At 41.6% G+C, this 21,380-nt stretch carries 16 protein-coding genes and 1 pseudogene; 14 read left to right on the forward strand and 3 right to left on the reverse strand.

The window, feature by feature from the left end:
* The 4 genes and pseudogenes from RDN79_RS17190 to RDN79_RS17205 form a co-directional block, all read left to right on the forward strand.
* Nucleotides 1-1,970, forward strand: a pseudogene (locus RDN79_RS17190) (DNA-directed RNA polymerase subunit beta'); the annotation flags it as partial.
* A gap of 127 nt (nucleotides 1,971-2,097) precedes the next feature.
* Nucleotides 2,098-2,961 carry an endonuclease/exonuclease/phosphatase family protein gene (locus tag RDN79_RS17195; RefSeq protein ID WP_298547544.1) on the forward strand — a complete coding sequence of 288 codons (864 nt, stop codon included), beginning with the start codon at nucleotides 2,098-2,100 and terminating at the stop codon, nucleotides 2,959-2,961.
* A 5-nt stretch (nucleotides 2,962-2,966) separates the two neighbouring features.
* Nucleotides 2,967-3,848, forward strand: a complete 882-nt coding sequence (locus RDN79_RS17200) for an AraC family transcriptional regulator (protein WP_195482435.1) — start codon at nucleotides 2,967-2,969, stop codon at nucleotides 3,846-3,848.
* A 337-nt stretch (nucleotides 3,849-4,185) separates the two neighbouring features.
* Nucleotides 4,186-4,494: a DUF3467 domain-containing protein gene (locus RDN79_RS17205; protein ID WP_195482434.1), complete on the forward strand. Its 309-nt coding sequence runs from the start codon at nucleotides 4,186-4,188 to the stop codon at nucleotides 4,492-4,494.
* Nucleotides 4,495-4,558: 64 nt separating this feature from the next.
* Here the strand turns inward: RDN79_RS17205 and RDN79_RS17210 are convergent, their stop codons facing one another.
* Nucleotides 4,559-4,729, reverse strand: a complete 171-nt coding sequence (locus RDN79_RS17210) for a hypothetical protein (protein ID WP_005637127.1) — start codon at nucleotides 4,727-4,729, stop codon at nucleotides 4,559-4,561.
* 138 nt (nucleotides 4,730-4,867) lie between these two features.
* Here RDN79_RS17210 and RDN79_RS17215 point away from each other — a divergent pair, with 138 nt between their 5' ends.
* Nucleotides 4,868-5,605, forward strand: coding sequence for a 1-acyl-sn-glycerol-3-phosphate acyltransferase (locus tag RDN79_RS17215; RefSeq protein ID WP_195482433.1), 738 nt, complete (start codon nucleotides 4,868-4,870; stop codon nucleotides 5,603-5,605).
* Between the two features lies 1 nt (nucleotide 5,606).
* Here the strand turns inward: RDN79_RS17215 and RDN79_RS17220 are convergent, their stop codons facing one another.
* Nucleotides 5,607-7,088, reverse strand: coding sequence for a capsule assembly Wzi family protein (locus RDN79_RS17220; protein ID WP_298547534.1), 1,482 nt, complete (start codon nucleotides 7,086-7,088; stop codon nucleotides 5,607-5,609).
* Nucleotides 7,089-7,200: 112 nt separating this feature from the next.
* Entirely contained in the window at nucleotides 7,201-8,202 is a 1,002-nt protein-coding gene (locus RDN79_RS17225) for an alpha/beta hydrolase (protein WP_298547531.1), read from the reverse strand.
* A gap of 241 nt (nucleotides 8,203-8,443) precedes the next feature.
* On the opposite strand from RDN79_RS17225, the gene RDN79_RS17230 reads away from it, so the two are divergent.
* The 9 genes from RDN79_RS17230 to RDN79_RS17270 all read left to right on the forward strand — a co-directional run bounded on the left by RDN79_RS17230 (nucleotide 8,444) and on the right by RDN79_RS17270 (nucleotide 21,025).
* Nucleotides 8,444-9,664, forward strand: a complete 1,221-nt coding sequence (locus RDN79_RS17230; protein ID WP_298547528.1) for an alkaline phosphatase family protein — start codon at nucleotides 8,444-8,446, stop codon at nucleotides 9,662-9,664.
* Nucleotides 9,665-9,848: 184 nt separating this feature from the next.
* Nucleotides 9,849-10,388: an RNA polymerase sigma-70 factor gene (locus RDN79_RS17235; protein ID WP_229095622.1), complete on the forward strand. Its 540-nt coding sequence runs from the start codon at nucleotides 9,849-9,851 to the stop codon at nucleotides 10,386-10,388.
* Between the two features lie 262 nt (nucleotides 10,389-10,650).
* The gene (locus RDN79_RS17240) at nucleotides 10,651-11,601 is read left to right on the forward strand and encodes a FecR family protein (protein ID WP_298547524.1); all 951 of its coding nucleotides are present in this window, start codon (nucleotides 10,651-10,653) and stop codon (nucleotides 11,599-11,601) included.
* 130 nt (nucleotides 11,602-11,731) lie between these two features.
* Nucleotides 11,732-15,040: a TonB-dependent receptor gene (locus RDN79_RS17245; RefSeq protein WP_298547521.1), complete on the forward strand. Its 3,309-nt coding sequence runs from the start codon at nucleotides 11,732-11,734 to the stop codon at nucleotides 15,038-15,040.
* 22 nt (nucleotides 15,041-15,062) lie between these two features.
* The gene (locus tag RDN79_RS17250; RefSeq protein WP_195482893.1) at nucleotides 15,063-16,952 is read left to right on the forward strand and encodes a RagB/SusD family nutrient uptake outer membrane protein; all 1,890 of its coding nucleotides are present in this window, start codon (nucleotides 15,063-15,065) and stop codon (nucleotides 16,950-16,952) included.
* A gap of 25 nt (nucleotides 16,953-16,977) precedes the next feature.
* On the forward strand, nucleotides 16,978-18,030 hold the full coding sequence (locus RDN79_RS17255; protein ID WP_298547515.1) for a PmoA family protein: 1,053 nt from the start codon (nucleotides 16,978-16,980) through the stop codon (nucleotides 18,028-18,030).
* A 59-nt stretch (nucleotides 18,031-18,089) separates the two neighbouring features.
* On the forward strand, nucleotides 18,090-18,221 hold the full coding sequence (locus RDN79_RS17260) for a hypothetical protein (RefSeq protein WP_298547512.1): 132 nt from the start codon (nucleotides 18,090-18,092) through the stop codon (nucleotides 18,219-18,221).
* An 11-nt stretch (nucleotides 18,222-18,232) separates the two neighbouring features.
* On the forward strand, nucleotides 18,233-19,591 hold the full coding sequence (locus RDN79_RS17265) for a Gfo/Idh/MocA family protein (protein WP_298547509.1): 1,359 nt from the start codon (nucleotides 18,233-18,235) through the stop codon (nucleotides 19,589-19,591).
* 51 nt (nucleotides 19,592-19,642) lie between these two features.
* Entirely contained in the window at nucleotides 19,643-21,025 is a 1,383-nt protein-coding gene (locus RDN79_RS17270; protein WP_298547507.1) for a Gfo/Idh/MocA family protein, read from the forward strand.
* Nucleotides 21,026-21,380 lie beyond the last annotated feature (355 nt).

Below are 21,380 nucleotides of genomic sequence, written 5' to 3' on the forward strand. Positions count from 1 at the left end.
TCTCTACTCACGGTGCTCGTAAAGGTTTGGCCGATACCGCTTTGAAGACTGCCGATGCTGGTTACCTGACTCGTCGTCTGGTTGACGTATCTCATGATGTGATCATCAACGAAGAAGACTGTGGTACGTTGCGTGGCTTGGTTTGTACGGAATTGAAGAACAATGATGAAGTGATTGCCAGTTTGGGTGAACGTATCTTAGGGCGCGTTTCCGTTCATGATGTCATCCATCCGTTGACAGGCGAAGTAATCGTTCGTGCCGGTGAAGAAATTCGTGAGGATGCTGCCAAGATGATCGAAGATTCTCCGATCGAAAGCGTTGAAATCCGTTCTGTATTGACTTGTGAATCCAAGAAGGGGGTTTGTGCGAAATGTTATGGTCGTAACTTGGCTACGAACCGCATGGTTCAGAAAGGTGAAGTTGTGGGGGTTATCGCTGCACAGTCAATCGGTGAACCGGGTACTCAGTTGACACTGCGTACATTCCACGTCGGTGGTATCGCATCTAACGTGGCAACAGAAAACAGTATCACTTCTAAATATGACGGTGTTCTGGAAATCGAAGAACTTCGTGCTGTGGATAGCGAAGAAAACGGTAAGAAGTTCCAGGTTGTTGTCAGCCGTTTGGCTGAACTCCGTATTGTCGATCCGACAACGAAGATCGTATTGCTGGCTCACAATATTCCTTATGGTTCCAAATTGTTCTTCAAGAATGGAGATACAATCAAGAAGGGGGATGTTATTATCGAATGGGACCCGTTCAACGCCGTTATCGTATCGGAAGTTTCCGGTAAGATCGAATTCGAAAGTTTGGTTGAAAATGTTACTTACAATGTTGAAAGTGACGAAACGACCGGCTTGAAAGAAAAGATCATTATCGAATCTAAAGATAAGACAAAAGCTCCGGCTGCCCACATCGTGGATGAAAACGGAAACTATCTGAAGAATTATTCATTGCCGTTGGGTGCTCACGTTGTAAAAGACGAGGGCGATATGGTTAAGGCTGGTGAAGTTTTGGTCAAGATCCCGCGTGCAGTAAGTAAAGCAGGTGATATTACCGGTGGTTTGCCTCGTGTAACAGAATTATTTGAGGCTCGTAACCCATCTAACCCGGCTGTCGTTTCTGAAATCGATGGTGAAGTTGGTTTCGGCAAGATCAAGCGTGGTAACCGTGAAATTACTGTTACATCCAAATTGGGTGAAGTAAAGAAATATATGGTGCCTCTGTCTAAGCAGTTGCTTGTTCAGGAAAACGACTATATACGTGCCGGTATGCCGCTCTCCGATGGTGCGACTACTCCGTCTGATATCTTGGCAATCATGGGACCGACAGCTGTTCAGGAATATATCGTAAATGAAATCCAGGACGTATACCGTCTGCAGGGTGTAAAAATTAACGATAAGCATTTCGAGGTAATCGTCCGTCAGATGATGCGTAAGGTTGAAATCATCGATCCGGGAGACACTCGCTTCCTGGAACAGCAGGTGGTTGATAAACTGGAAGTAATGGATGAAAACGACCGTATCTGGGGCAAGAAAGTTGTGACGGATCCGGGAGATTCTCAGACATTGCAGGCGGGTCAGATCGTGACTGTCCGTAAGTTGAGAGACGAGAACAGCATGCTGAAACGTCGTGACTTGAAATTGGTTGAAGTCCGCGATGCAGTCCCTGCTACGGCTAACCAGATTCTTCAGGGTATCACTCGTGCCGCTTTGCAGACAAACAGCTTTATGTCTGCCGCATCTTTCCAGGAAACGACGAAAGTGCTGAACGAAGCAGCTATCAACGGTAAAGTGGATCGTCTGGAAGGTTTGAAAGAAAACGTTATCTGCGGTCATTTGATCCCTGCCGGTACAGGCCAGCGTGATTTCGACAAGTTGGTTGTCGGTGCTAAAGATGAGTTCGAACGTATCTTTGCAAATCGTAAGAATGTCGTAGACTTCAATACTATGGACAGAGACGACGAGTAAATATGCGAAATAAATAATGAGAAGGGTTGCCGATATTCGGTAGCCCTTTTTTATTTTCCGATATTTGTTTAATAAAATCAGAGTGCTTATATTTGTGTATTATCTTGATAATTAAAATAAATCATATATGAAAAAAGTTCTACTCTATTTATTAGCCTTTCTGATCTCTACGAATGTGGCTTTTGCCAAACATTCTGATAATGAAATGAATGTGATGTCCTTTAATATCCGGATGAGTACAAAATCTGACGGGGCTAACTGGTGGGAATACAGAAAAGACCTGGCAGCCAATGTGATCAAGTTTTATGATGTCGATATGTTCGGTGCGCAAGAAGTCTTGTATAACCAGTTGACGGATTTATTGGATCGTTTGCCGGACTATGGCTATGTCGGGGTGGGACGTGAAGATGGCAAGACGAAGGGTGAATATTCTCCTATCTTTTACAGAAAGGACCGTTTCTCTGTTGTCAAAAGTGGCAATTTCTGGTTGGCGGAAGATATGAATGCCGTGGGCAAAAAAGGTTGGGATGCCGCTTGTGAGCGTGTTGCGACTTGGGCGATATTCAAGGATAAGGAATCCGGAAAAAAGTTTTTCTTTCTGAATACCCATTTGGACCACATGGGGCAGGTGGCTCGTCATGAAGGGGCTTCCTTAGTCTTAGAGCAGGTAAAGCAGCTTGCCGGAAATCTTCCGGTGATTGTTACGGGCGACTTTAATGCTGTTCCGACCGATGATCCAATCAAAGTTTTAACAGATGAAAAAGATCCGCGCCATTTGACGCATTCCCGTACATTGGCTCCTTTGCGTTACGGCCCTGAATGGACTTTCCACGATTATGGACGTATTCCTCTGGACAAACGTGTATGGATTGATTATATCTTTGTAAAAGGTAATATCGAAGTGCTTCGACATGGTGTTTTGACTGAAAGTCTGGGTAACTTGTATCCTTCAGACCATTGTCCTGTTATATCGAGAATGCTTGTCCAGTAAGTGCTATGGGTTCCGTAGATGTATTAAGAGAAATTACGCCGCTTTCACCGGAAGACTGTTTTCTTGTGATGCAGCGGCCTAAACGTAGTTTTTCCTATCCGCTTCATGTGCATCCGGAATTTGAACTGAACTATTTGGAGAATGCCGGTGGCGCGATCCGAATCGTCGGTGATTCGGTGGAGGAGATGGAAGATCTTGACCTGTTATTGGTTGCAGGAGGAGCCAAGCATGCTTATTCAAATCACAAATGTCTGAGTACGGATATTTTGGAAATTACAATTCAGTTCCATGCCTCTCTTTTCGATAGTTTTATCAACAAGCGTCATTTCAAGACCATAAAGGATATGTTTGAGAAAGCTTCATGCGGTCTTGTTTTTAGTCATGAAATGATTTTGCGTATTCAACCTGAATTGAAAAAGCTATCGAGTGATAAGCCAGATTCATTTCACAATTTATTACGTTTGATAGAAATACTCAAGACTTTGTCATTAGATGAAAAGGCACGCAAGTTAAACGCTGTCAATACTGTAGAAAACTTTAGCAATATAGATAACGACCGCCTGGATACGATCATGTTGTTTTTGCATGAAAATTATCAGCGTCCGGTTTTATTGTCCGAACTTGCTTCGTTAATAAATATGAGCGAAGCGTCGCTTACCCGGTTTTTGAAAAAGTGGACGGGAAAAACTTTTATCGACAATTTGAATGACATTCGTATAGCTGAAGCGGTTTGCCGACTGATCGACACAAGTGATACAATAGCAGAAATATGTTATAAATCCGGTTTTAATAACTTATCGAATTTCAATCGGGCTTTTAAGCGACGAAAAGGTAATACACCTACCGAATATCGTGAAAAATATGCACGTACTCGTTTTAGGGTTTGAAACATGATTTTAAACTAATTCACAGAAGTGATAAATTATCCGTGACGGAATAGTATCATATAATGATAAAATAGTATTTGGTGGTTAATTGCATGAGGCATATCTTTGTAATGTTGAATAAACAATGAAATTACTAAGACGAATAGCCTTAGTTTAAGCGTCGAGATTATAAAATATTAAACACAATAAGGTATTTTTTTTACATTGGTCTAAAGAATTGAGAATTAAAAACACAACTGAAAAAGGGCTGCCTGTGAAGGTGGCCCTTTTTATTTGAGACTATTCCGATTTTAATACGTATATTTGTCTTAGAATATTTATTATCAAATATAGAAATATGGAAAACAACAAACCGACAAATGAGATTCAGGTAGAGCTGTCAGAAGAGATGGCTCAGGGAACGTATGCAAATCTGGCAATTATATCACATTCTTCATCCGAGTTCATCTTGGATTTTATCCGTGTTGTGCCGGGTGCACCGAAAGCAAAGGTGAAAAGCCGCGTTATTCTGACTCCGGACAATGCAAAACGACTTTTGTTCGCTTTGCAGGATAATCTGGCGAAGTTTGAAGAACAAGCGAATGGTAAGACTGCCAAGTTTGAAGATTTTGTTCCTCCTATCGGAGGTGTGAAAGGGGAAGCCTGATTCCCGGACAGAAAATAAAAAAGGTCGCTCAGAGGAGCGGCCTTTTTTATTTGTAAGTGTGTAATTATCCGAGTCTCTTGTTTATAACGATATGACCGATATAACCCAGAATAATGACTCCTAAACCGGTAAGAAGAATAGTATTTGACAATCCTCCGTTAATTGCCGGTACAGCCAAAATGATAACACCGATAAGGAGTACGATTACCCCCAGATTTTTCAATAATTCGTTCATGGTGATAGATATGTTTATATATTATTATTTTTCTACCGCAAATAAAGCAATAATAACCCGATTGCAAAAATATTTTGGGACAAAAATGATGAAACCATTGAATTTAGCTTTTATATTTGTGAAATAATACAGTTATATATGCTACGAATACTTTATATGCTCTATTTATGGCTGTTTGTGGTTCCTGTTTTTGTGGTATTGACCATACTGACAGCCCTTACGGTTATTGTTGGTTGCCTGTTAGGCGGGGAAAGAATATTTGCTTATTATCCGGGAATGATCTGGTCATGGCTGACCTGCCATTTGGCCCTTTGTCCGGTGAAGGTGAAAGGCCGGGAAAATATAGACCGGAAGAAATCGTACGTCTTTGTAGCCAACCATCAGGGGGCTTTTGATATCTTCCTTATATATGGTTTTTTAGGTGTTCCGATCAAGTGGGTGATGAAAGCCGGCATCGCTAAGATCCCGTTTGTGGGCGCTGCTTGCCGGGCAGCCGGTTTTATCTTCGTCGATAATTCGACACCGAAAGCTGCTGCCCGCAGCGTGTTGGAGGCAGAACGCAGCCTGAAGAACGGAGCGTCGGTGGTGGTATTTCCGGAAGGTTCACGTACTTATGACGGAAAGATGATCCGTTTTAAAAAAGGAGCTTACCAGATGGCAGCCGACCAGCATTTGCCGATTGTCCCGATCACCTTGAACGGACCTTTTGACGTATTGCCGATCGGTTCGTTGAATATTCACCGGCACAAGATGGAAATGGTCATTCACCCGCCTATCCAGACCGAAGGGATAGATGCTTCCCATAAAGGATTGCAACAGATGGCAGATAAAACACAAGACATCATTGCGTCGGCCTTATGGGAGCAATATAAATAATCTATTTCCAGGATTTTAAAATGCCGCGTTTGCAGACGCTCAGGCTGAATCCTACATTGTCTCCATAGAGTGAACCTGCATCAGCGGCTACGGCTCCTGTGAATTCCCAACCTTGCAGGCGTGGATGGCGATATTTGACTTCCACCTGTCCGGAGTTGCTTCTTTTGTTATTCAGGAATGGGGCGTAAGGTGTTCCCCAACTATTCATGAGCGTGTATCTGAGACGATAGGAAACCATAGGCGACAGGTCTCCTTCAAAAGCCAGATGCCAGGCACGGACACGTGTATTCTTGAAATCCACATCCCCGTTCGTATTATATTGCGGTGAAGTCAGAAGAGGGGAGCCTATCCCATGTCCGAAATAAGAAGAGCCGGTTTTATATTCCCCGTTATTATAGTAATCATCCCCACCACCACCGGGGCCTTGGTATTTATCATGATCGAAAATAATAAAATGGAACGGTCCGCTCTGATTGCGGGTAATCAGATATTCCGTTACGACCTTCCGCAACCAGGGGAAATGGGGCAGGTCCAACTGTACTCCCCAAAGTCCGTCTGTCCCGTTCCCGAATATCATTCCGGATTTGTCTTCGAAATAATGCTGATGATAAGCAGCCAGTTTCCAGTTCGGCATCGTATATTCCAGTTTGAAATCGTACGAACCGAAATGATTGCCAAGCACATTGATCTGGTCTGACAGAGTAGCATCATCTCCGCCTTCGCTACCACAAATTACCCGGATAAAATCCTTCAGCGAATGAGGTTGTACGCCTACTTTCGGATTGCTGGATGTTCCACCCCATTGCGCCCAATGTTGCACGCCGATAATACCGGAAAGCGGGAAATCGCTTTGCGTGTCCTTGATGCGGACATAAAAAGATTTATGATGCCAAAGGACATTCTTCACATAGGTTTGTTCCCCATTGGAAAAATCTTCCAGATATTTGGTATCGAAAGATTTGCCTACCGCAAAATCTCCCTTCACCTGCATCCAACCCTTTGTGAGCGGTACGACGGTGAACTCCGGCATACTCAGTTTTATTTCCGGGATCGGGCGGGCGTTGGGAGAGAGGACCATGTCGCCTGAACTAAGGGAGTGATCCCAAAGCGAATGCCGGTTTTCTTTGCTTCCCACACTCAGAAGCATACTTTTATATCCCAACTCGGCATATATCTGCTGGATAAACACATTACGGTAACGGGGTACGGCTGCGACCAGATCCAGCCCTACACTCCAGCGGAATCCCTTTCCAAAATATTGCTGATGAAATACTCCGGCGTTGAGATAACCGTTGTTGGCATCCAGGGGAACCATCCCGTACCGGTTGCTCACCATCCAGAATGGAGTGGTCGATCCGCTGCTGACCGATCCGAAAACTTCGGCTTTATATGAGGTTGCTTCTTCTACTTCTTCCGTCTGTGCAAAAGTATCTGCAGCATGGAGAAGAGCGGCAACTGCAATGATTGTCTGTAAGGCTTTCATTCCATATTTGTTTTAACCGGACAAAGGTAAGGATTAAAACTTACCGACCGATATCTCATTTCGAAAAGAAGTATAAGCATTCTGAAAATACAAATATCAGAATAATCAATGTCTATTTCCCCTGTAACCAGTCGAATACCGTGCGATAAGCATGGTCGCGCGAGTCCTTTTCTGAAAGTATCAGGTCATGAATTCCGTTCTGTATCGTGTCGCGCGTAACATAATTGCCCAGTTTCTGTCCGTATTTTTGAATATCGTGCACGTCCAGCACGATGTCGGAAGACAGATATTCGTTATTCCAATCTTTTGTTTCCGGGAACGACTTGTTTGACGACATCACCAGTACCGGGCAGTCCAGGTCGATCCCTTTCTGTACTGTTTTCTGCGCTTCTTGAATGGCATTTATCCATCCGGCTTTTTTCGGATGGGCGTTAATCATCTTCCAGTCCGTATTATATTCCCATTCCCCTTTGAACTGTTTGAGCAGGCTGTGGGCGTACGAAGCATCCCCGTATCCCTGTACGGTCAGGTTAGGAAATAGTTTCCCGATGCAGGAAACTACGGGGATCACGATCTTTTCCATCATCCATCCGAAATTCCAGTCCAGGAAAGGGCTGTTCAATATCAATCCGTCGACGGGAAGTGTTCCTTTTTTGCTGTTCAGATAATACGGCGTGATCAACCCACCGGTAGAATGCGCCATCAGCAATATTTTGTCATTCCCTTCTTCCCTGATAATAGCCAGGGCCGTATCGAGGTCTGCAAAATACTCTTTCAGGCTTTTGCAGAAGAAAGGATTCTGGTTCGGCAATATCGATCGTCCGTACTTGCGGAGGTCCATCGCATAAAAATTGTAGCCGTGGGCATTGGCGCTATCGCCCAGTTGTTTCTGAAAGAAATAATCGTTGTAGCCATGTATATACAGGATAGCCTGTTTAGTCTCCGGCAGTTGCGGTTTCTTGACAAGCGTGCAGACCACCTTGCCCTCGTAATCGTCCGGCATCTGAATCGTCCGGCGCAGGTAATTGTCGCCCAGTACGTCCGGAACGTATTGAGCGGAGATGGCAGAAATGAAGAGCAGTGATAAGATTGTAAAAAATAGTTTCCGTGTCATATCTGTTTTTTGTTTCTTGATTATTTAACGTATTCGTCCTGGCGTTTGTTGCAGGTCACCGGTTGCAAAGATACGATCTTTGTTTTTACCAACCTTATGGGTTCCACCGTAACCCTATGCTTTACGCCTCCTAACCCTATGGGTTCTGAACCGTAAAGCATAGGGTTTTGACCTTTCTTGAAAATCTGGGCAGGATCGTTTTTTTTTTTCTAAATTTGCATCGTCTTTATATATGACCATCATGAAAACATTGTGTTACTTTTTCTTATTTTGCTTTTGCTGCATCCATTTGGCGGCAAAGAGCCGGAAAGCGGTATTTGTCATAGTGGACGGAGTGCCTGCGGACCAGATCGAGCGTTTGCATACTCCGGCCGTTTTCGATATCGCTTCGAAAGGAGCTTATGGCCGGGCGTATACGGGCGGTGAGATTGGCGGTTATTCCCAGACTCCGACCATCTCCGCTATCGGATATACCAATCTGCTCACATCGACTTGGTTCAACAAGCATAATGTGGGAGGCAATTCGAACCTGAAGCCGAACTACAATTACTGGACGCTGTTCCGCATAGCCAAAGAACAACCGCAACCCTGCAAAACAGCGGTCTATTCAAGCTGGACGGACAACCGTACCGTGTTGTTAGGAGAAGGAAAAGAGGAGACGAACCGTCTGAAGATAGACATCGTAAAAGACGGTTATGACCTGGATACCATCCGTTTCCCTCATAAGGAGAAAGACTTGCATGTCTTTGACTATGACGAGAAAGTATCGCTCGAAGCCTCCAAAAGCATCCGTGAGGATGCTCCTGATTTGAGTTGGGTGTATCTGTGGTACACGGACGATGCCGGACACATCGCCGGAAATGGCGTTTACTTCGACGAATATGTAAGGAAAGCGGATGCGCAAGTCGCCCGTATCTGGGAAGCCGTGAAATACCGGGAAGCCAATTTCGACGAAGAATGGATGGTGGTGGTGACTACAGACCACGGCCGGACGGAAAACGGACACGGTCACGGCGGACAGTCTTTGCGCGAGCGGACCACCTGGATTTCAACGAATCTTCCCGTGAACGACTATTTTAACAGCGGCCGGCTTGCCATTACGGATATCGCTCCTTCTATTTGCCGCTTTATGGGATTCGAGGTTCCACGGGACGTTTTGTGGGAACAGGATGGAATGCCTTTCATCGGGGATGTCGATATTTGCGGGTTGCAGACTTCCCCATACGATCAGTCGGTCGAGCTCTCCTGGGATTGCTTCTCGGAAAAGGCCGGGGTGACTGTTTATGCCGCGTGCGGCAACAAGTTCAAGAACGGCCAGCCGGACGAGTGGATAAAGGTGGCTGCCGTGCCAGCCGCAGCCCGGAAGTATCGGGTCGATTTGACATCCCTTCCCCGATCGGATTTTTATAAATTCGTATTGGTCACGCCCAATAACCATTTAAACCGTTGGCTGAAACGATAGTTATAATAAAGGAGTATCCGGTTTCCGGCCTGTCCCGGAAAAAGTGCATTTGTTGTTAACAGGCGAAATTAATCCGTTGGAATTTGGGTAATCTCGTTCGTAGAAGCTATTTTTGCAATGCTAACAACACATGCACTTGGAGAATCGGAGAGACATAATAAATCCTTTTGAAATTAATTCGGAAATGAATTTCGGCATCTTTTACAATACGTACTACCAGCGTTTTGTAAGATATGCCTTCTATTATGTAAATGATTTGCAGGCGGCCGAGGATCTGACGCATGATGCTTTGTTGTACTATTGGGAGAATAAGCAGAAGTTGCCTGCCGATACGGATGTCTTGGGATATATACTACAGTCCGTCAAGAACAAATGCCTGAATTACCTGAAGCATATCCAGGTGGAAATCGAATACAGCAAGAACCGTACGGAACTGCATGATTGGGAAATCACCACCCGCATCCAGACATTGGAAGACGAAAGCTACGGCACGATCTTTTCCAAAGATATAATGAAAATCGTCATGGAGTCTTTGTCCGAATTGCCGGAGCAGACTCGCCGGATATTCGTGTTGAACCGCCTGGACTATAAATCAAGGAAAGAAATAGCGGCGATCTTAGGCGTTTCCCAACAAAAGGTGGACTACCATATCAATAAAGCCAACGACCACCTTCTCATGAAACTGAAAGATTACATTCCCCTCGTATTGTTATTCCTGAATTAAGCATATGTTTTGTTTTTCTCATAGCTATGGGAACTTTTTCCCATGCCTGTGAGAAACTTTTCCCAATACGATGAGAATAAATTCTCATGCCGGTGAGAATTTATTCTCACGGTGTCGGGAATTGGTGAGAAAAACAAACGAATAGTTCGTAGTATGGGGCTGCCGGCAAAAAATGCTTGCGTTACGTAAAAAAAGTCCGGTTACGGTTGGGATTTTTCCCGGATGAGTTGCTCTATTTATAGAAACAGGAAAAAGAGCAACGATGCAAATAGATCAACATATACTTATCCGATACTTTCTGAAGCAGGCTTCGGAAGAAGAAAAGGAGGTGATACGGCAGTGGATTGAAGACAGCGAAGACAACCGCCGGCGTTTTATCCGCGAACGGATTCGCTTCGATGTTTCCATTTTGGTAGATGAAGCTGCGGTTGAGCCTTCCGCTAAAATAGCTTCCGGCAAGCGTTATCGCCTTCATCCAGCATTGGGTTGGTCTTTGAAAGTGGCCGCTTCGATTTTGATTTTATTGGGAAGTTTTTATCTGTATGATCATTACCGGATCGCCCGATTGGCGGAGACTTTCCAGTGCGTATATGTCCCGGCGGGCAACCGCACGAACGTCCGGCTTCCGGACGGCACGAATGTCTGGCTGAATGCCAACACGTCCCTCCGCTACCCGATGGCCTTTTCTGACAAGAACCGTGAAATACAATTGGACGGCGAAGGCTATTTTGAAGTGGCGAAAGATAAAAAGCCTTTTATCGTCAAAACGAGCAAATATGACGTGGAGGTGCTGGGGACAACTTTCAATGTCGAGGCCTATAAAGATAAGTCGGGTTTTCGGACAATGCTCTATGAAGGTAAAGTCAAACTCTATAATACGAATGACCCGAAAGCGATCTACCTCTCTCCGGGACAGACAGCGGAGTTGATGGGTGAATCGTTGCGAGTCGTCCCCACGACGGAGCCTAACAGCTATCGCTGGAAAGACGGCCTGATCTATATCGAAGACAAGTCTTTTAACGCGATCATGGGACTGTTTGAAAAGTTCTACGATGTGCGGATCGTAGTCAACAACAAAGCTGTACAAGATTTGGGTTATCGCGGGAAGCTCCGGATATCCGATGGCGTGGACCATGCCTTGCGTGTCCTGCAAAACGACTTCCCATTCAAGTACAAGCGGGATGAAGAGAGAAACATCATCTATATTAACTGATAAAATCGATTTGCCTATGAGGAAGGACACATGAGAAACACGTAAAAAAGAACCGGCAGTTGCGCCAACAACCACCGGCTCTCCAGTACATTTATAATATACTTATTAATTTAAAATCAATCACAAAGGTATGAAAAAACTTTTTTTATCCGACTCTTTGCCTAAAAAAGATTCGGGAAGAAAACAAATATGTAGAGTTATGAAGTTAACAGCGAGTTTTCTACTATTATGTTCATGTTTCGCTTTTGCCAGCCAGGCAAATTCTCAAAATGCGAAAGTCAGTTTGAATAAAACCCAAGTAGAATTGGAGGATGTTTTGAATGAGATTGAAAATCAAACGGATTATCTGTTTGTTTCAAATCGGGATGTCGATTTGAAAAGGAGGGTTTCTGTGCGAGTGAAAAACAAACCTGTCCAAGATGTTTTAAGTAAGGTGCTGAAAAATACAGGAGTTACCTTTTCTGTAGAGGGTGTGAATATTATCTTAGCTTCTAAATTACCGGTAACAACAATGGCTCAACAGCAAAATAAGATTGTTACAGGGAGGATAATGGATCAAAATGGTGAGCCGATCATTGGGGCAAACGTTGTGGAGAAAGGGACAACGAATGGGACGATAACAGATATGGATGGGAAATATTCCTTAAATGTGATTTCTAATTCAACCTTAATAGTCTCTTATATAGGTTATAAATCACAAGAAATAAAAGTCGGTGGACGTAACAAGCTTGATCTCGTATTAACGGAAGATATGGAGCATTTGGATGAAGTGATAGTAGTAGGGTATGGCTCTATGAAGAAAAGTAGTTTGACTGGATCTGTTACAACGGTGGAAACTGAAAAGTTAGAAGGTTTTCCTTCTGTTAATGTCGTGGACGCATTGCAAGGGAGGGCTGCCGGTGTTTATATTAATCCATCTCGGCAGCCGGGGGAAGATCCTACTATTCGGATTCGCGGAACACGTTCTTTTAATGCATCAAATTCGCCTTTGTTAATTGTTGATGGTATGCCGGGGTCGTGGGAAAATCTTAGTTCTGAAGATATTGAATCGATGGAGATTTTAAAAGATGCCGCTGCTACGGCCATTTATGGTTCGAGGGCTGCTAATGGTGTTATTTTGATTACTACGAAGTCTGCAAAAAAAGGAGGCAAATTGTCTATCGAATTGAATTCTTATGTCGGACTGAATAAGTATGATTTTGTGGATATGCAATCTCCTGAAAAATACAATGCGATGATTCGGGATGTGATGCGTTATCAATCACATGGATTAAATAAGGAGGCTTGGGAAAATTCCGATATCGATTTGCAGCGCGGGCTGGAGATGTTCAATAGTTTATGGGCTGATAATTATTATAACAGAGGTATTTCATTCGATTGGCAAGATGCGTTGTTCAATAGTTCAAGTTTGACAACCGGTCATAATATCAGTATTGGACAATCAACAGATAAGCTTTCTTATAAATTGTCTTATAGTTTCCAAGATGATAATTCTTATTATAAGACAATGAATTTTCAGCGTCATATATTAAATAATAATGTGAAAGTAAAGTTGGCAAAGTGGATGGATTTGGGATTGATTACCCGTTTAAGCATACGCGATATGGGCGGTTGGCCTGGTAATATGTGGGATAATTATAGACGTATGACTCCATTTGAAACCCCTTATATTGACGAAGATCCCAAAAACGGACTAAAGGATGTTGTCGGAAAGGAAAAGTTCGTGAATGCTTTATTGAATTATGAAGATGGGAATTTTGTAAATGACCGCACGAATAAACGTGCAGATATCATTCTGACTGCTAATATCCGTCCTTTCTCTTGGTTGACTTTTACGACTAATTTGAAGTTGGATTATAAAGAATCGAGTAATGGTAAATATTATGATTCGAAAACAAGTGAGCAAAATTTGGGATATAATTTTGCTTCATTCAATAAAGGATCTGATTCGGGATATACTTGGAATGGTATTTTGAATTTTGATAAGTCGTTCGGCTCACACCATTTGATGGCAACAGCTGTATTGGAGGCACAAGAAAGTAAAGGAGAAAGTGTCGAGGCTTCTTCACAAGATATTCCTGCCAAATATATGGATTATCATTTTTTATCATCAGGTATTGTGAATCAGAAAGTATCTTCTGACTATTGGAAATCGAATCTGTTGTCGTATATGTTCCGTTTACAATATGAATTTAAAGACCGTTATTTGTTTAATGTGGCTATCCGTACGGATGGTTCTTCAAAATTGGCGGAAGGTAACAAATGGAGGAGTTTCCCTTCTGCTGCTATTGCTTGGAGAATGTCTGAAGAAGGTTTCTTGAAAGATTCTAAAGTCGTGTCCAATTTGAAATTGAGATTAAGTTATGGCGAAATCGGAAATCAGGCGATTGATTCTTATCAAACCATGACACGTTTGAAATCAAAGACCTATTCATGGGCAGGAAACGGATTTTATACCTGGCAACCCGATGGGTTAGCCAATAAAGGCTTGGGCTGGGAAGTGTCGAAAACATGGAATGCAGGCGTCGATTTTGGCCTTTTGAATAATTTGTTAGGTGGCACGTTTGAGTTTTATCGTACACGGAATGAAGGTTTGTTGTTGACACGTACTTTGCCTGAAACAACAGGATTCGGAACATTGTGGCAAAATATTGGAACTACACAAAATCAGGGTGTTGAAGCAACAATCAATGTAAATCCGATTCGTAATAAGCATTTGAATTGGAGCTTGACGGGAACGGCAACGCGTAATTGGAACAAAATTGTGGATTTGGTTGATGGAAAAGATGACAGAAACTCAAGCCGGTTTATAGGGCAACCGATAAGCGTCTTTTTCAACTATGAAAAAATAGGTATTTGGCAATTGGATGAATTGGAGGAAGCTAAAAAATACAAACAAGAGCCAGGCCAAATAAAGATTAAAGATGTAGATGGGGATGGAAAAATAACGGATAGTGATAAAGTAATAATAGGACAAAAAGAACCTAAAGTTATAGCTTCCATTCAAAATAGTTTAGCCTATAAGGATTGGGATTTCTCATTCAATTTGGTTGGGCAGTTCGGACACATAATAGAAGCAGGTAATTACACGGCTGAATGGAATGCTGACAAAATGATTATCAATAATGTTGATTGGTGGACACCCTTGAATCCAACAAATGAATGGCCGCGTGCCCAGACTGCTCAAAGCCAGGACTATACATCAACGTTGTCTAAGTTTAAAGGTGATTTTATTAAATTGCAAGATGTATCGGTTGGATATAATTTCAAAAGTTTATTGGCACCTATTTGGAAAGTTGAAAAACTTCGTTTGTATTTTCAGGCTCGAAATTTATTTTATTTCTATCGGGCGTGTCCAAATGATGTTAATCCGGAACAACCTAATTCGGTTTACACATTACCGACATCTTTGGTTGTGGGACTTAATTTAGCATTTTAACAAATAAAAAACGATTGTCATTATGAAAAAGATAATAAATATTATAGTGTTAGCTTTGTCTGTCTTTTCGTTATTTTCATGTCAGGATTTTTTGAAAGAGGAATCAAAATCTCAAATGACGCTTGATTATTACTATACAGATAAAGGCTTGAAAGAAGGTGTTGCGGCTGTATACAGCTCTTGTAGGGAAATGTTTAGGCAAAATATGTTTGAAGTCAATTATTTCTCTGATTTATCAGAACTGGCAGCATCGCAAAATAATACTTATGACCATGTCGGAAAAGTTTCTGTTGGCTTTCTGAATGCTCTGTTCGCTGATATGCATCAGGGAATTATGATTATCAATCGGATGGAAAGAGTGATTGGGGATAATCCGGAAACTCGAACAAAAGAGATCTATTTGGCGGAATTGAGAGGATTTCGGGCTATGTTCTATCAGTATCAGGTTGAACTTTGGGGAAAGTATGGTCATTATCAGGAAACGGTTTATGACCAATATGAAGAATCTATGCTTTATCTCAATCAAAAGCCTGTTTCTTTTTACTATGAACAGATATTAAAGGATATTGACTATGCGATTGAAAAATTGCCGACACAGTCTGAAATCAAAGAGTTTGGTCGTTTGTCGCAAGGAGCTGCAAAAGCATTGAAAGCTCGTTTTTTGCTGGCTATTGCCGGATATTCTAATCCTGAATATGCAGGCAATGAGGAGTATAATATATGTACTCAACTTGGCTTCGCCTCTGAAAATGATTTGTATGTTCAGGCGCGTGCTTTGGCAAGAAGTGTTATCAATGATTACAATTATACATTGCTCTCCTCTTATGGTGATAATTTTGATGAAGGCAAGCAGGTGAATAAGGAGGTAATTTGGTCAGTGCAATGGACTACAGATAAAACGTTTAATACGGATGACGCAAATTTCCATAGACCCGGTATCGGCCGTACATGTGAAACATTGGATTTGAAAGAGACTTCAAATGGAGTTTTAACGGCGACAACTCGTTCTTTGGCCGTTACTCGTTTGGATGGATCCGGATCAAAATTTACTTTTGCTATGCCATGCCATTCTATGTATTATGGAAGAGAATATCGTCATATTATGCCATCATTTGCGTGGATCAATATGTTTGATAATAAAGATAAACGTAAATATGAAACATTCGAAACTCTTTATTTGCGTATAGATGATGACAGGGCGGCTCCGAGTAATATGACAGATACGGTTGCTTATATGCCTTTTGAGGTGATCACTAAAGAAATGGATGAATGGCATCGTGAATGGGTGAAGTCCGGTGATCCGCATGCTTATTATTTGGATGGAATGAATGAAGTGTATGATATGGATGATCCAAATGATACAAGGCATTATGGCGGTCCGTTATTGCATCGTTCACGTTATCACTCACTAAAAAAATTCTACGATCGGTCGAGAACGGAGAAAGGTAAACAAGAGGAAGGAACTGCCAATGGTACAATTATCCGGTTAGCGGAAATGTATTTGATTGATGCTGAATGTGCTTTTCGTTTGAGAGAGGGAGAACAGGCTGTTTATAATGCGTTGAAACCTCTTTGGGAAAGGGCGTTTGACAATCTTTCGGATGCAGATATCTATAAACCGAAAAACGGAATGGATATTCATTTTATTATTGATGAGTATAGCCGTGAATTAGGATTGGAATTTAATACTTTCTTTATATTGAAACGTACACGTACATTGTTGGACCGTATAGGTCGGATGCCTATTAGTAAAGAAGAAGAAAATAGTGGAATTTTGCGTAATGCAGATTATGTGAAAGAGTTTGGTGAACATTTGTATATAAAGCCATTTCCGGAAAATCAAGCAACTCGTTTTAAGGTGATGTCTCGTGAAATGCTTCCTCCCGGATATGATTATGGTTCTTTATTCTAATAGTTTAATTAATAAAATATAGGTTATGAAAATTTTTTTCTCAAACATAACGTGGAGTGTATTTTTATTTTGCCTTCTTGTTCTGGGCTGTTCTTCTGATGATTTTCACTTGAATGTTTCTGTTCAAGAGAATAAGCAAGACAAAAAAATAGATGTTATGGTCGCAGATCAATTATTCACTTCATATCATTATTCTGTCGCTTATGAGAAGCCTTTTTTATTCCCGGTATATTCTCCTAACGGTTCTGTGATTACGCGGGGATATCCCTTGGAACCTCGTAAAGGTGAGCGTGTAGATCATCCTCATCATACAGGAATGTGGTTTAATCATGGAAATGTGAATGGATTAGACTTTTGGAATAATTCGTCAGCGATTAAAAACAAGGAAAAATATGGTCATATTGTCGTGACGAAAGTCTTAAAAACTCAAAGTGGTAAAAAGGGATTGATCAAAGTCTTTTCTGAATGGAGGGATCAACAGGAAAATGTATTGTTAGAAGAGACTACCGAATATATCATCCATGCAACTAAAGAAAGTCGTGTGATTGATCATATTTCTACGATGAAAGCTGTTCAAGACGTTACTTTTACTGATAATAAGGAGGGAATGATCGCGATTCGAGTAGACCGTTCATTTGAAGAACCTGCTAAAGGAGATATGATTTTCACGGATGCGCATGGTAATCCGACGGAAGTTAAAGTACAAGCGGATAATACAGGTGTGAATGGTGTATATTATAGTAGTAGTGGTTATATAGGCGATAAGGTTTGGTCAACCCGTAATGAATGGGTACTGTTGACCGGTGAGAAAGATGGATCTGTCATAACGTTCGGTTTTTTTGATCATCCGGATAATGTGGGGTATCCTTTTCACTCTCATGCTCGTGGATATGGCTTATTCGCTTGTAATAATTTAGGATCGCGTGCTTATAATAAGCAAGATGATGAAATTGTTAAGCATTTGGGTAAAGGAGAGACTTTGATGTTGAAACATCGCTTCTATATAGAAGCGGGAACTGAAAAAATTTCGAAAGAGCGGGCGGATGCCATTGGGCGTGATTTCTATAAGGCATATTGATTCTCTTGGAAAATGGGATTGATATAGGTAGGATTTATTGACAATAAAAGAATGGTATCATGTCTGGTTTTTGGTTTATAGATAAAGGTTTGGTTTCATGTAATTGGAAAGATTTTAATGAAGAAGTTGTGCATGGGGTAGCGGAAACAAAAAGGCAAGTTGCTACCGTATCGGAGTTAATTAACTTTTAAATTGTAATAATATGAAAACGAGTTCAAGAAGAGATTTTTTAAAGAAGGCTTCATTAGGGGTAGTTGCTGCTACTATAACCCCGAATGCGGTAGGGGGGGAAGTGATATCTGCTCCTGAAATATTGCCAGGGTCTGCTAAAGGTGCGAATGATCGTATTCGTATAGCTGTGCTTGGCGTTAATGGACGAGGGCAGTCGCATATTGATGAGATCATGAAAATATCTAAGGAATATAATGTGGAATTGGCTGCTTTGTGTGATCCGGATATGGATGTTTTGCAAAAAAGAGCGGGAAAAGTAAAAAGTAAATATGGCAAGAATGTTCATATGGAACAAGATTTCCGAAAGGTATATGATGATAAGGAAATTGATGCAGTAACATTGGCGACTCCTAATCATTGGCATGCGCTTCAAACCATTTGGGCTTGTCAAGCTGGTAAGGATGTCTATGTTGAAAAACCGGCGACACATAACATCTATGAAGGCCGCAAAATGATAGAAGCGGCCTATAAATATAATCGGATTGTACAGCATGGGGTCCAATTGAGAAGTTCTGTGGCTATTCGAGAGGCTGTGGAACATTTGAAGAACGGGCTGATAGGTCGTGTCTATATGTCTCGCGGATTGGTGTATCGTTGGAGACCGGACATTGGGAACAAGGGCATTTCTCAAAAGCCGGCAGGTTTGGATTATGACCTTTGGTGCGGACCAGCCCCGATGGTCCCGTTTACTAAAAATTTGGTGCATTACAATTGGCATTGGCATTGGAATTATGGTAATGGTGATGTGGGGAATCAAGGAATTCATGAAACAGATTTGTGTATGTGGGGATTGGGGATTGACCGTTTGCCTGAAAGAATTACTTCTATGGGAGGTAAGTTCTTGTGGGACGATTGTAAGGAAGTGCCGGAGATACAAACTTCTATTTACCATTATCCGAAAGAAAAGAAAATAATTCAATTCGAAGTACGTAACTGGTGTACGAATCTGGAAGATGGTGCTGGGGTTGGCAACATATTCTATGGAGATAAAGGTTATATGGTTATCAAAGGCTACGATACATACGAAACTTACTTGGGTGAAAAACGGGAAAAAGGCCCCAGTCGTTCTGAAGGCGGAGAATTGACACGCCATTTTCAAAATTGGGTAGATGCTATGAGAGCACGTGATATGAGTATCCAAAATGGTCCTGTTCAGACGGGGCATTTATCTTCTGCACTTGCTCATTTGGGTAACATTTCGTTCCGGCTGGGTAAACAGTTACAATTTGATCCTGTTGCCGAACGATTTATTGGTGATGGTGAAAACGAAGCCAATGCAATGCTGAGTAGAGACTATCGGGCACCTTATGTGCTTCCTGAGATTGTCTGATTAGTCTTTGATGAAAATGAGATATGATTAATTGTATAATAAGTTGAATTTATGATAGATAATCAAATGTCAAGGCGGCATTTTTTAGCAACGACTGGGGCTATAGCCGGAACTGCTTTGTTTAATCCGATAGCTGATATGAAAGTTGAAGCTGCGGAAACTGCTTTTGCGAATAGGAAGAAACTTCGTGTCGCACTTGTTGGAACTGGAAGTCGGGGAACCTCAATGTGGGGACGAGATATTCTAAAAAATTATTCTGAATATCTGGAATTTGTCGGGCTTTGCGATAAAAATGAAGGGCGTGTGGAAACAGGAAAACGTATCATTGGTGCTGCTTGTCCTACTTATACTGATTTTGAAAAAATGATGAAAGAAACAAAGCCTGATGTCTTAATTGTCACAACAATGGATAGTACGCATCATGGGTTTATCATTCGTGGCATGGAAATGGGAGCGGATATCATAACTGAAAAACCGATGACGACGGATGAGAAGAAAATCCAACTGATTTTGGATGCTGAAAAACGAACCGGTAAAACGTGCCGGGTTACTTTCAACTATCGCTATTCTCCGCATCGGGCGAAAATATGGGAACTACTTCGTGCCGGTGAGATCGGAAATATTACTTCTGTGGATTTTCACTGGTACTTGGATACCTCTCATGGGGCAGATTATTTCCGTCGGTGGCATCGTTTGATTGAATGTAGTGGGTCTTTGTGGGTACATAAAGCCAGCCATCATTTTGACTTGCTGAATTGGTGGATTGATAGTGATCCCGAAAGTGTCTATGCTCTTGGTGCGTTAAATCATTATGGGAAGAACGGAGAGATGAGGGCTGCCAATTGTCGTACATGTCCTCACACTGAAAAATGTAAATTTTATTATGATATAACTCGTAATAAGAATTATATGGATTTGTATGTGGCAAATGAAAAATATGATGGTTATTTACGTGATGGATGTGTGTTTAGAAATGATATCAACATTTTTGATAAGATGGCTGCTACGATTAAGTATAAAAATGGAGTGCAAGTTGCTTATTCTTTGACAACTTATTCTCCTTATGAGGGGTATAGAATTGCGTTTAATGGGACTAAGGGACGATTGGATGCATGGATACAAGAGTCTCGACGCACGTCGGATACTAATTATGACGAAATTGTTTTGTTTAAAAATTTCAAAAAGCGAGAGTATATTCAAATTCCTTTTGGAAATTCAGGACATGGAGGTGGAGATGCATTGCTAAAAGACCAGATTTTTTTGCCGAATATAGCCGATCCGTTTCAGCAATGTGCCAATGTGCGTGATGGAGCACTTGCTTGTTTGGTGGGGATTGCAGCTCGTAATAGTATTGTAACTAATCAGCCTGTAAAAATAGCAGATCTAACATCAATAGTTCCGATGGAAAAGAAGCAATATAAAAGAATTTTTTAACGAGGAAGCAATTGGAGCCTATATAAATTCAATTTTCTAAGATTGCTTACTAAGGAGCTGACTTTTTAGACAGCTCCTTACTTTGTAAATATACAAAATATGTCATTTAATGAATTTGTGATTATTACTTCTCTCTTGTTGAAGAGCAATTATCGCAATGTCCATCTGAAAAAGTGATGTCTTGATAAGTTCTAAATGCTTGTTATAAGCAGATATAGATTAAAAAGATAGGGATTTGTTTGCAGAATAAAAAAAAGTCCCTACCTTTGCACCGCAAAAATTATTAGTAATAACAATACAAAACAGCGTTTTATGAACAATTACGAAACCGTTTTCATTTTGACTCCCGTTTTGT

The organism is uncultured Parabacteroides sp. (genome assembly GCF_902493135.1).
Classification (GTDB): Bacteria; Bacteroidota; Bacteroidia; order Bacteroidales; family Tannerellaceae; genus Parabacteroides.